The organism is Solibacillus sp. FSL W8-0372, from assembly GCF_037969735.1.
Lineage (GTDB): Bacteria > Bacillota > Bacilli > Bacillales_A > Planococcaceae > Solibacillus > Solibacillus faecavium.
The window spans coordinates 427,290-439,637 of the sequence record NZ_CP150204.1; the positions used below are offsets into that span (position 1 = coordinate 427,290).

Genomic DNA, 12,348 nt, shown 5'->3' on the forward strand with positions numbered 1-12,348 from the left:
TTAATATATTGCATATTGACAAAGCATGCAAACTTTTATTTAATTAGTTAGTCTAACTAACTAATTTCGGAGGTGAAGAAGTGACATGACATTCTTTTTACAAATACATCGTTTTCATAAACGTTATACTACACATTTAACTACTATATTGGCTCCACACGAATTATCGAATGCTAACTGGTCGCTTTTACATTATTTAATGGAACATGGTTTAACGACAACAAGTCAAATAGCAAAATACTGGGATGTGGAAAAACCAACTGTATCAGCAAATGTCAAAACGTTAACCCAGCGTGGACTAATCCAAATAAAATACGGGGAGGACAAGCGTGAAAAATATTTGAGTTTGACAGAAAGCGGAGAAGATTTGTATGGAATCATTTTTCCGGAAATTAAATTACTGCAACAGCGGTTATTAAGTACATTAACGGAAGAACAACAAAAGAAATTTCAGCAAGCCTTAAATGATATGGAACAATTATTGAAAGAAGGATTAACATGAATGAAGTAAAAGAACCTATTTGGACAAAGGATTTTATTGTTGTATCAATCATTAATTTTATGTCTATTTTAATATTCTTTCTGTTGATGGTAACAATCTCTAGCTATGCAGTCGAAACGTATCATGTATCAACAAGTATTGCAGGTCTTGTATCGAGTATCTTCATTATAGGAACATTAATGGGTCGATTAGGAGCAGGACGATTGATTGGAAATAGCGGTTCGCAAAAAATACTGTTGACTGGTTTAATTGTATTTTTTATTACGACAACCCTTTATTTATTTGAGTGGGGGGTTTCGTATTTATTGGTAATCCGTTTATTACAAGGGGTCGCAGTCGGCACAATTGGTACAGCAACAGGGACAATTGTTGCCACGATTTTACCTGCAACACGTAAGGGAGAGGGAATTGGCTACTTTAGCTTAAGTGCTGTTTTGGCAACAGCAATAGGGCCCTTTGTAGGGATGTTTATGATGAGACTTGAAAATGGCTTTGATGTAATTTTCTATACAAATACAGTATTATCACTACTTTTATTAATTGCCTCATTATTTGTTAAAGTATCAATAATTCAAAAGAATACTAATTCAGAGCATCAATCAAAAAAATTATCATTACTTGAAAAATTTATCGAACCGAAAGCATTGCCGATTTCCTTTGTTGCATTACTAATCGGTTTTGCCTATTCAGGTGTTATGTCATTTTTAACGTTTTATGCAAGGGAAATCAATTTAGTAGAAGCTTCAAGCTACTTCTTTTTAGCATATGCCTTTATCATTATATTTTCACGTCCTTACACAGGGAAATTAATGGATTTACGTGGACCAAACATTATTGTGTACCCATGTCTCGTTATTTTTGCAGTCGGTATGCTGTTATTTAGTCAAGCTTCAGCTAGCTGGATGTTACTTGTTGCTGCTGCCTTGATAGGACTTGGTTATGGGAACTTTAATTCAATTGCCCAAACAATTGCTGTTAAAGTGACTGAACCACATCGTTTTGGTTTAGCTACATCAACTTACTTTATTTTATATGATTTAGGTTTAGGTATTGGACCGTTTATTCTAGGGATGGTAGAGCCGCATACAACTTACCGTATGATATTTGCATCCATGATTCCGCTTATTTTAATCTGTATTCCACTTTATTATTTTTTAGTAGGAAGAAAAACAAAAATGGTGTAACTGACACATCCATGTCATAAATAAACTAGCAAGAGTTATGCATTTTCTAATTTGATACTTACCTATTGCATATTGAATAGAAAAGTGCTAAAATTTTGAAAATTCGAAGTGAAAGAAGAGAAACATCAATGCAGTATTCTGATAGTATTTTAAACACACCATCATCATTTATCCGAAACATTTTAAAAGTAACGGACTCAGCGGATGTCATTTCGTTCGCCGGGGGATTGCCAAATCCGATTTCATTTCCAATAGGGCAGTTGAAAGAATCCGTTAATCATGCGATTGATGAAAGTGGTGCGAAGGTTTTCCAATATTCCACGACTCAAGGGTATTTACCACTACGTCAGTATATTGCAGAAAAATATAACAAAAAGCAGCCGGATCTGGATTATACAGCTGATGATGTGCTTATTACAACTGGATCACAGCAGGCATTAGAGCTGATTTCAAAAGTACTTTTAAATAAGGGCGATGGCGTTATTATAGAAGAGCCGGGATACTTAGGGGCAATTCAGGCATTTACATTGCGCGAACCGACGTTCCACGGTGTCACTTTAGAAACGGAAGGTATAAATGTAGCGGAATTGAAAGAAGCACTGAAAAAGCCGAATATTAAAATGGTTTATACAGTACCAAATTTTCAAAATCCAACCGGTTTAACTTATACACAGGAGCGCCGTGCAGAAGTTTATGAAGCGGTGAAAAATGAAGATATCATTTTCATTGAGGACGATCCATATGGCGAGTTGCGTTTTACAGGTGAGCATTTACCATACATTGTAGCAGGTAAGATGGAAAATAGCGTCCTATTAGGTTCTTTTTCAAAAACAGTTGCACCAGGTATGCGCCTAGGCTATATGCTTACGAAAAACCATGAATTTTTAAGTCATGTTGAAACGGCAAAGCAAGCATCGGATTTGCATACGAACATTTTTGTGCAATACACGTTACATCATTATTTAACGAATAATACCTATGAGAAGCATGTTGAAAAAATAATTGCTCTCTATAAGGAACAATCAGATGCGATGTTGACCGCAATGGAAAAATATTTCCCGCCATACGTTTCCTATACAAAACCTGAAGGCGGCATGTTTATTTGGGTAACGTTGCCAGAAGGGGTAAATGCCCTTGAAAAATTCCATGAAGCAATGGATCAAAAAGTGGCCTTTGTACCGGGCAATCCATTTTACACATCGAAAAAGGAAGTAAATACGATGCGCCTTAACTATACAAACGCTACCCCAGAAATTATTGAGGAAGGCATTAAACGATTAGGGGAAATTTTGTAAATTCATACTTTGAAGCTATTGTTTGATTCATTCAAGCAATAGCTTTTTTATATAAACCATTTATAGGAAATTTGTAAAATAGTAGTATAATGTTTTATAAAATACCCATTTGAACGAGGTGTACGATATTGAAATTAACTATTGAAGTAATTGAAGAGTTTGGGGAAGTACTTTTACCTGCAGTGGAATTATGTACAGAAAAACCTTTAGTCAATATTTATACAGACGTAACAAAAATGAATCTTTTAAAGCTGCAACTATTGAAAATGCCTAAAGTTTACGTTCATGCACATGAAGAAGGGCATTACGAGCGATTAACTGTAGAGGAAACATTTCAGTTTTATTTAAAATTACATAATATGAACGATTCTGTTGAGGCCCTTATGAAGGCATTTGGCTTAGAACAATTAAAAAAAATCCGTGTAAATGAATTAACTTCTGGTGAACGCCAATTGCTTAACTTTTTAAAGGCTTATGTACAGCGGAAGGAAGCAATTGTATTAATTGAACCCTTTCAAAATTTACAACAAGTTGAACGTAAAGTTCTAATGCATTTAATTATACAACTTCAACTTGCAGGCAAAAAAATAGTATTACTATCGAATAATTTAGAGCATTTAATTAATTCGGAAGGCGAAATATTAAGGCTGGATGAAGAAGGCTTACATAAAATGGACGTTAAAGAAGAGCAACAGGAACAAGGACAAGGCCCGATTGAAACGATTCAGTTGAAAATCGAAAAGATTCCGACGAAAAAAAATGAAAAGATCATTCTATTTAATCCACCTGAAATTGACTATATTGAAAGTGTCGAAGGGGAAGTGTTTGTTTATGTAGCGGGAGAAGCATATCCATGTACATTAACATTGAGTGAACTGGAAAAACGACTGCATCATTTCGGTTTTTTCCGTTGTCACCGCTCATATATCGTCAATTTGCAAAAAGTAAGGGAAATAATCTCATGGACGCGCAATAGCTATAGTCTATCACTGCAAGGTACAGGGAAATTAGAGGTGCCTCTTTCAAGAACAAAGCTTTCGGAGCTAAAAGAAATTGTCGGAATATAAAAGATTTCCTGGGAAATAGTTTGCACCACTCATCGATTTATAACACCAAACAACCCTATAAAGCGACAATTCACCGATATTATAATGCGGTGAATGCGTCCTTCCTTTAAATTAATGGTATCAACGATTTCAAGGGAGGAAATAAAATGACAGCAATTATTGAGGTGCAAAATCTACAAATGAAGTACGGAAAAGAAGAGGCATTAAAAAATGTTTCCTTTTCCATTCGTAAAGGAGAAATTTTCGGCTTTCTTGGTCCAAGCGGCTCAGGGAAAACAACAACTATTAAAATACTGACAGCACAGTTAACACATACAGGTGGTCAAGTATCCGTTTTTGGACAACCAGCCAGTGAAATGAATAAAGGGCACAATAAATCGAAGTTTGGGATTTTGTCAGACAATAGTGGGCTATACCAACGTCTCTCTATTGAAGAAAATTTATTACTGTACAGTCAATTATACAATTTGCCTAAAAGTACAATAGAAGAAGCATTGGCATTCGTGAATTTGCAGAAGGATCGTAAAAAGAAAGTTAATCAGCTTTCCAAAGGGATGATGCAGCGTGTTGTTCTAGCCCGCACAATTATGCATAAACCGCCATTGCTGTTTCTAGATGAACCTACATCTGCACTCGATCCAGTAAATGCCCAGCATATTTATAACGGGCTTCGTAAATTAAATGAGTTAGGTACGACCATCTTTTTAACAACACACAATATGGAAGAAGCAGAATCGCTATGTAATCGTGTTGCCTTCCTACATAAAGGCGAAATTCGAGAAATTGATACACCACTTGCTCTAAAGAAAAAATATAGCGACCACTCATTTACAGTGGAACTGGAAAATGGAGAAAATCATGTTGTCTATAATGGCGAACAGGGTGCGGTGCAATTAATGGAGTGGATGAAGGCAAAGCGTGTGTCACGTATGTATTCCAATGAACCAACATTAGGCGATATTTTCGTACAAATAACAGGGAGTGATTTATAATGAACATTTCAGTAAAACGTATTCAAGCCATTTTCATGAAGGACTATAAAGAGTTTTCCCGTAATTATGTAATATCATCTGTTGTATTGATGCCGTTAGTTTTAGCACTTTTTTATGGACGAATGGGTTCTAACTCCATTGAGATGTACTTTTTGCCTCTGAATATAACACTTTCAATGGTAACTACGTATGTTCAGGCATGTCTGATTGCTGAAGAGAAAGAAAGGAATACGCTACGTGGTTTGATGATGTCACCGGCTTCAACATTTGATATATTATTTGGCAAAAGCTTACTAGTATTTTTAATGACAGCCATCATTTTAGCCGTATCTTGCTATTTAGTAGGGTTTGTACCTGAGCAAATTATAGTAATTGCACTTGCTTTAGTGCTTTCGACAGCTTTCTACTTGGCGTTAGGAACAATTTGCGGATTATTTACAAAGTCCATTATGGAAGCTTCTTTAGCTGTTCTACCAGTAATGATTATTTTTACATTCGGTCCATTGGCATTAGCTTTAGGAGAAGATCATCTATTATACAAAATTGTCGAAGTTTTACCGAGTACACAATTAATCCGATTGGCAGAGCTGTCACAGGCAAATGCAGCATTCACTGAGTTAATAGGTGCATTTAGCATTATCACTGCATGGACAGCAGGTGTTATCGCAATATCGGTAGTACTGTTTAATAAACGTACAAAAGATTTATAGTATACGGGGCTTTCTGAATTTACTTCGGGAAGCCCTTTTTGATGTTGAAATTTTAAAGCAGAAGGAAAGTGGCATGTTTAAAGGACAAACTTCTTTATTCGTTCATTATGAAACTATAAAAAAAGAAGCATACTCAGTGTGAGTATGCTTCTTGCAACTAACTATATACTTAAATCGTTAAAATTAAAGTTTAGTTACGTTAGTAGCTTGTGGGCCACGGTTACCTTCTTCAACGTCGAATTCAACTTTTTGACCTTCGTCTAAAGTTTTGAAACCTTCGCCTTGGATAGCTGAGAAGTGTACGAATACATCGTTACCGCCTTCAACTTCGATGAAACCGAAACCTTTTTCTGAGTTAAACCATTTTACTGTACCTTGTTGCATGAGAGAAAACCTCCAAAAAAATTAATTATTGAATTGCTAAATGTATAAAAAAATTCACACATTAAAAAAGGGAGCGTACACGTTCACTTTTTTAATATGTGAATTAATCGTAAACAGCTTAAGCAATTTAATTAACCTTATTATATAACAAGATTATCCAACTGTCTACTAATTTTTCTCGTAAAGGGGTGAAATTTTTGATTTTTCATACAAATGAAGGGAAAGAACGATTAAATTATATCGGAAATAATCTTATTTTACCACTTAAATTTTAAAGGAATGATTAAAATTTTGCGTATTTATTAAAAATATAGGCTTTTTTTACAATAATTTTAATTAAAAGGAAATTAATTGAAGAATTGTCTTGATATATTTTACATAATTTAAAGATTGGAATTGCTAAACATGTAGTCCCACAAACGTTGGACACAATTACGCCAAGGCTTAATTAATGTATGGTATAGTTGGGTTAAAGAGGTATGAAAGGATTGTGTACGATGGCTAAAAGTTTAGTATTGGCAGAGAAACCTTCAGTAGCACGAGATATTGCAAATGTGCTGAAGTGTCATAAAAAAGGAAATGGCTTTTTGGAAGGGGATAAATACATTGTAACTTGGGCGCTAGGCCATTTAGTGACACTGGCAGATCCCGAAAGCTATGATGAAAAATATAAGCAATGGAAGCTAGAAGATTTACCGATGCTTCCGGAACGTTTGAAATTAACGACTATTAAACAGACGAGTAAGCAATATAATGCAGTGAAATCACAGCTGACACGTAGTGATGTCAATGAAATCATTATCGCAACAGATGCGGGACGTGAAGGAGAGCTTGTCGCACGTTGGATTATAGACCGTGCAAAAGTGAATAAGCCGATTAAACGTCTTTGGATTTCTTCTGTTACTGATAAAGCAATTAAAGAAGGCTTTGCGAATTTAAAGCCAGGCAAAGCGTATGAAAATTTATATCATGCAGCAGTTGCCCGAAGTGAGGCCGACTGGTATATTGGGCTGAATGCGAGTCGTGCATTATCGACGAAATTTAATGCACAATTAAACACAGGACGCGTACAAACTCCCGTGGTCGCAATGGTAGCGGCACGTGAGGATGAAATAAAGCACTTTAAAGCTCAAACATACTACGGTATCGAGGCACAAACGAAGGAATTAAAATTAACGTGGCAAGATGCTACTGGAAATTCACGCAGCTTTAATAAGGAAAAGATTGATTCGATAGTTAATGAACTGGACAAGCAGGATGCAAAAGTAATCGATGTGGAACGAAAGCCGAAAAAAACATTTTCTCCCGGGCTTTATGATTTAACAGAATTACAGCGTGATGCGAATAAACTATTTGGCTATTCCGCAAAAGAAACGCTAAATATTATGCAAAAGTTGTATGAATCACATAAAGTGCTAACATATCCACGTACAGATTCTCGCTATCTATCTTCTGATATTGTAGGTACTTTATCAGAGCGTCTAAAAGCATGTATCGTAGGTGAATATCGTACATTGGCAAATAAAGTATTAACGAAACCAATTAAAGCAAATAAATCTTTTGTAGATGACAGCAAAGTTTCAGATCATCACGCCATCATTCCAACTGAAGAATACGTTAATTTTGCGAATTTTACGGATAAAGAGCGTAAAATTTATGATTTAGTCGTTAAGCGTTTTCTGGCTGTTCTTTTCCCGGCACATGAATATGAGCAATTGACAGTGCAGGCCCTTATCGGTAAGGAGAAGTTTATTGCGCGCGGTAAAACGGTGCTATCTGCTGGATGGAAAGAAGTTTACTCAAATCGATTTGACGATGAAGATTCAAATGAAGACGTGAAGGAGCAATTGTTACCACGTCTCGAAAAAGGACAAGTACTGCAGGTTAATTTACTAGCTCAAACTTCCGGGCAAACGAAACCACCAGCCCGTTTCACAGAGGCTACAATACTAACAGCGATGGAAAATCCGTCAAAATATATGAATACACAAAATAAAAAGCTTGCCGATACATTAAAATCAACAGGTGGGTTAGGTACTGTTGCAACTCGTGCTGATATTATTGATAAATTATTTAATTCCTTCCTTATTGAAAAGCGTGGGAAAGATATTCACATTACGTCAAAAGGCCGCCAGTTATTGGACTTAGTGCCAAACGAGTTGAAATCTCCTGAAACGACAGCTGAGTGGGAGCAAAAGCTTGAACAAATTGCTAACGGTAAGTTGAAAAAAGATATATTCATTAATGAAATGAAACAACATACAAAAGCGATCGTTTCGGACATAAAAAAGAGCGACAAAAAATTCAAGCACGATAATATTTCAACAAAATCCTGTCCGGACTGCGGGAAACCGATGCTAGAAGTGAACGGGAAGAAAGGCAAAATGCTCGTATGCCAGGACCGTGAATGCGGTCACCGTAAAAATGTCTCCCGCGTAACGAATGCCCGTTGTCCTCAATGTAAGAAAAAGCTTGAATTGCATGGACAAGGCGATGGCCAAATTTTCGTATGTAAATGCGGATATCGTGAAAAATTGTCTGCCTTTGAAGCGCGCCGAAAAAAAGAAGGCGGCGGCAAAGTGGACAAACGCAGTGTCCAAAAGTATTTAAAAGCGCAAGAAAAAGAAGCAGAGCCGATTAATAATGCATTTGCGGACTTATTAAAAGGTATGAAATTTGACGATTAATCATCTTTTTAACTAATTATTTTAAATAACTAAACGCAAGAACATGAAGTCAGTGGAAGTGACAATGTTCTTGCGTTTTTTTTATTTAAAGAATTTGAAATTAAAAATTAGAAAGACACTTTTTGGGAGGGGCTTTCCACACGAATAGGGTTTTTATCTGTAGCATACATTAGCAGTTGAGAAAGGGTATTTTTTGCAGAACAGTAGGGAATAATAAGAGAATGAAGAACAGGGGAATTCTGTTTTTTTATTTCCGTCGAGTGTAGGTTGTATATCTGATTTAATCGTAGTATTTACGAGGTGTGAATTATGTTAAATAAGAAGCTAATTATCGGGACTTTATTTGTTACACTACTTCTATTATTGGGCATCTTCTTAGGGAAGGAAAGATTTTCGAAGCAAGAAGTTGATGAGGATTCAAAACTTTCTATAAAGGAGACTTCAGAAATGGAAGATTTACCGTTGAAGGGATCTGAAAGAAATGAAGAGAGACCGCAATTAAAATACAGTAGTGATGAATTTCAGGCTGGTATGAATATACTGATTTATGGTCATCCAGATATGGCTGAGACTAGAAATGTATTTAATCGTTTAAGAAACTTGGGGATTAACAGTGTGGCAATAAATTTCCCTTTTTATCAATCAGATTCGCAAGCAAATGAGGTAACTGTAAGTCAGGCTTATACACCGACGATTCAAGAACTTCGAAAAATCATAGAATTTGCACATGCGTCTGAGCTCAGTGTCATGATTAGACCCATCATGGATGAACAAGTTTTTCTATCCTCAAATATGTGGAGAGGGCAGATAAAACCGACAGACCCGGATTCTTGGTTTGACAGCTATCAAGCATTAATACTCACATACGCTACTTTGGCTGAGACGACTAATGCAAAATCATTAAATATTGGGACGGAACTGAACTCAATGCAAAATAAATATCAGGATAGATGGACAGAACTTATTGAAAGTGTACGTGGGGTTTACAAGGGAGAGCTATTGTATTCCTTTAACTATGATACAGTTTCAGAAATTCCTTCTCTTGAGTTTGTTAAATTACTTGATCAGGTTGGGGTTGATGCATATTTCCCGTTAGATTTACCAAATGGAGCTACGACAAATATGCTGGAGGAAGAATGGAAGAACCAAATCAATCAGTTGGAAGAAGTGTTGTGGCAACAATCCATTATCGTAACTGAAGTTGGAATCCACCCTATTGACGGTGCATATCGTACCCCTTACTCATGGAGTTTCCCTGATGGTACTTTTGACCCTAAGGCACAAGTTAATTATTATGAAGCAACATACAATACTTGGAAGCCGAAAGCGGAAGGGATTTATTGGTGGGCTATTACACTTGGCCAGGATCCCAATGAAATTAGCTTCTCTCCTTTAGGATTACCAACAGAAGAAGTGATTAAGAAGCACTTTCTTCAAAATTACTAATGATAAATAAAAGAAAATAGATATGCTGTCACTATAGTTCCATAGGGCCGGTCGCTGTTCGGTCATTATATACTCTTAATAACTTAATGATAAAAGGTTGAAACCACGTTGAATGTGGTTATCAGCCTTTTTTTTTCTCTTTAAAAACATTTATAATTTATTTTCACTTTTTCGGTATAGTTCTATAGAAGCAAGAATAATGTAATTTTATCATGTTGATAAACCCATCGGTGTATTTTTTGAGAAGGAGTATATTTTATAAAGGAAGATGCCAAATTTTAAATGATTTTGTTCATTACTGATAAATGACTGTTAAAGGGACAGTGTAAAGGAGTATGTAAATGCAGGTAAGGACTATGGGTCGACAAAAGATATTGATTTTCATTATTTGTATCACTCTCTGTACTATATTACCAAATGTTTCAGTGGAAGCTGCCAAGGAGGCTAAAGAGCCGGAAGTACTAGTTATATATACAACAATGGACGGAAAAATGAATGAGGAGCAGCGCTATTTAGATTTATTAATCGGTCACTTCACATCCAATATTCGATTTATAAGCAGTGACGATGTAGAGAAAAGCGATTTATCTTCAGCGACACATCTATTTTATTTTGGTCAATACTCAACGCAGCTACCAGTCAAATTTAATACATTATTTGATGAATATGAAGGTACGATTGTAGCAATTGGTTATAACTCAGAAAAGATAGGAAATCAATTTTCGTTTATTGATCCAAAACATGAGGTTACCATCGATCAAATTTCTATGAAGAGTTCAGATAAATTATTGGATATTACTAAAATGTATATTGTCGAAATTAAAGTTTACGAAGGCTCTGAGATTCTGATTAATGGACGTATGAAGGAAGGGGATGTGCACTATCCGGTAATGGTAAAGGGAAATGGAAATTACTATTATGCATTTGACACCGTTGATTCGAGTCAAGCCACACTATTTGCTGAAGCTCTCCACGATGTGTTCAAAATTGAACATGAGGAAATATCCCCTGGTTATATCCGATTAGAAGATGTCCACCCCTTAGTGAACCCTAAACCACTTCAAGAAATAGCTAGCATGTTAAAGGAAAAGGATATACCCTATATGGTTGCTGTAATACCGATTTACACAAACCAGATTACGGGAAAGAGAAGTACCTTTGCTGATTCGCCGGAATTGCTGAAAGTTCTAAAACAGATACAGAAGGATGGGGGAAGTATTGTACTCCATGGATATACACATCAATTTAGAGCTTCTGAGACAGGCGAGGGATTTGAGTTTTGGGATGTAGAGAACAACTCGCCGATATATTTCCCCGAAAATCAGGAATATACATTAAAAGAAGAAAAGGATTTTTCTTCAAAAGAAGATTATTTGAATTACATTAATAATTTAAAAGCATATGAAAGAGAGTATATAGAAACAAAAATAAATCAAGGAATCGATGAGTTAGCTAAATATGGTTTATATCCATTGGCTTTTGAAGCTCCGCATTATACTATGTCCCAATATGGTTACGAAATATTATCTGAGTATTTCTCTACTTATGTAGGTCAGGTACAGCTCAGTGATAAAGATTGGGAAATAATGGACACCTCTCCATATATCACTTCCCCTACATTTTTGCATGGAATGAAGCTACTTCCTGAAACAATGGGATATATTAAGCCAGGTGTAGAGCAAGCTGTTCAAAAAATGATGGATAATACAGGAAGAATTAGATTATCTCGAGACGGGATATTAGCTGCCTTTTATCATCCTTATCTAGGGGCAGAAGGGTTTAAGGAATTACTGGATGAGCTAGATAAATTACCGAATGTTTCCTGGATCGATCTAAAAGAAATGGATGTATGGGTAAAGGGCAAAAATGTTTCTATTCATACTGTGAATGGTGAAATCATTAAAGATTTTAACCGTTTAAAAATTGTCTCTTCTTCTATGGAAGCACCCCTTTATTATCTAAGCCAATTTGTTCGTTTTGCAGCTTGGATAATGGTTGTTATAGGAGGTGCTGCAGTTTGTATGTTTATTGTTTTTACCTTCCGCTTAATAATGAGAAATAAACAGATAGAAGGGTGACCG

The 12,348-nt window shown here is 35.8% G+C and carries 10 protein-coding genes; 9 read left to right on the forward strand and 1 reads right to left on the reverse strand.

All coding sequences use genetic code 11. The features are described 5' to 3' along the window. The first annotated feature begins 85 nt into the window (after positions 1 to 85). The 6 genes from MKY13_RS02160 (at position 86) to MKY13_RS02185 (ending at position 5,750) form a co-directional block, all read left to right on the forward strand. Positions 86 to 502, forward strand: a complete 417-nt coding sequence (locus tag MKY13_RS02160; RefSeq protein ID WP_339215019.1) for a winged helix DNA-binding protein — start codon at positions 86 to 88, stop codon at positions 500 to 502. Continuing rightward, positions 499 to 1,686, forward strand: a complete 1,188-nt coding sequence (locus MKY13_RS02165; protein ID WP_339215021.1) for an MFS transporter — start codon at positions 499 to 501, stop codon at positions 1,684 to 1,686. The genes MKY13_RS02160 and MKY13_RS02165 overlap by 4 nt, the downstream gene beginning before the upstream one ends. Before the next feature lie 95 nt (positions 1,687 to 1,781). Further along, positions 1,782 to 2,981: a PLP-dependent aminotransferase family protein gene (locus MKY13_RS02170; RefSeq protein WP_339215023.1), complete on the forward strand. Its 1,200-nt coding sequence runs from the start codon at positions 1,782 to 1,784 to the stop codon at positions 2,979 to 2,981. Between the two features lie 128 nt (positions 2,982 to 3,109). Continuing rightward, on the forward strand, positions 3,110 to 4,048 hold the full coding sequence (locus tag MKY13_RS02175) for a LytTR family transcriptional regulator DNA-binding domain-containing protein (RefSeq protein WP_191700712.1): 939 nt from the start codon (positions 3,110 to 3,112) through the stop codon (positions 4,046 to 4,048). A 146-nt stretch (positions 4,049 to 4,194) separates the two neighbouring features. After that, positions 4,195 to 5,040 carry an ABC transporter ATP-binding protein gene (locus MKY13_RS02180; protein WP_339215026.1) on the forward strand — a complete coding sequence of 282 codons (846 nt, stop codon included), beginning with the start codon at positions 4,195 to 4,197 and terminating at the stop codon, positions 5,038 to 5,040. Beyond that, positions 5,040 to 5,750, forward strand: a complete 711-nt coding sequence (locus MKY13_RS02185; protein WP_339215028.1) for an ABC transporter permease — start codon at positions 5,040 to 5,042, stop codon at positions 5,748 to 5,750. The genes MKY13_RS02180 and MKY13_RS02185 overlap by 1 nt, the downstream gene beginning before the upstream one ends. Before the next feature lie 183 nt (positions 5,751 to 5,933). On the opposite strand, the gene MKY13_RS02190 is transcribed toward MKY13_RS02185, so the two are convergent. After that, positions 5,934 to 6,134 (reverse strand): cold-shock protein, encoded by a 201-nt coding sequence (locus tag MKY13_RS02190; protein WP_008404655.1) that lies wholly within the window; start codon positions 6,132 to 6,134, stop codon positions 5,934 to 5,936. 497 nt (positions 6,135 to 6,631) lie between these two features. On the opposite strand from MKY13_RS02190, the gene MKY13_RS02195 reads away from it, so the two are divergent. The 3 genes from MKY13_RS02195 (at position 6,632) to MKY13_RS02205 (ending at position 12,345) form a co-directional block, all read left to right on the forward strand. Then, positions 6,632 to 8,821: a DNA topoisomerase III gene (locus tag MKY13_RS02195; RefSeq protein WP_339215030.1), complete on the forward strand. Its 2,190-nt coding sequence runs from the start codon at positions 6,632 to 6,634 to the stop codon at positions 8,819 to 8,821. 309 nt (positions 8,822 to 9,130) lie between these two features. After that, entirely contained in the window at positions 9,131 to 10,267 is a 1,137-nt protein-coding gene (locus MKY13_RS02200; protein WP_339215032.1) for a hypothetical protein, read from the forward strand. 356 nt (positions 10,268 to 10,623) lie between these two features. Next, complete coding sequence (locus MKY13_RS02205) at positions 10,624 to 12,345, forward strand: polysaccharide deacetylase family protein (protein ID WP_191700717.1); 1,722 nt, start codon at positions 10,624 to 10,626, stop codon at positions 12,343 to 12,345. Positions 12,346 to 12,348 lie beyond the last annotated feature (3 nt).

Bases quoted from the DNA above. Each gene is read 5' to 3' on its own strand.
- MKY13_RS02200 (WP_339215032.1), top strand. From the start codon at position 9,131: ATGTTAAATAAGAAGCTAATTATCGGGACTTTATTTGTTACACTACTT.
- MKY13_RS02195 (WP_339215030.1), top strand. From the start codon at position 6,632: ATGGCTAAAAGTTTAGTATTGGCAGAGAAACCTTCAGTAGCACGAGAT.
- MKY13_RS02190 (WP_008404655.1), bottom strand. From the start codon at position 6,134: ATGCAACAAGGTACAGTAAAATGGTTTAACTCAGAAAAAGGTTTCGGT.
- MKY13_RS02180 (WP_339215026.1), top strand. From the start codon at position 4,195: ATGACAGCAATTATTGAGGTGCAAAATCTACAAATGAAGTACGGAAAA.
- MKY13_RS02205 (WP_191700717.1), top strand. From the start codon at position 10,624: ATGGGTCGACAAAAGATATTGATTTTCATTATTTGTATCACTCTCTGT.
- MKY13_RS02165 (WP_339215021.1), top strand. From the start codon at position 499: ATGAATGAAGTAAAAGAACCTATTTGGACAAAGGATTTTATTGTTGTA.
- MKY13_RS02185 (WP_339215028.1), top strand. From the start codon at position 5,040: ATGAACATTTCAGTAAAACGTATTCAAGCCATTTTCATGAAGGACTAT.
- MKY13_RS02160 (WP_339215019.1), top strand. From the start codon at position 86: ATGACATTCTTTTTACAAATACATCGTTTTCATAAACGTTATACTACA.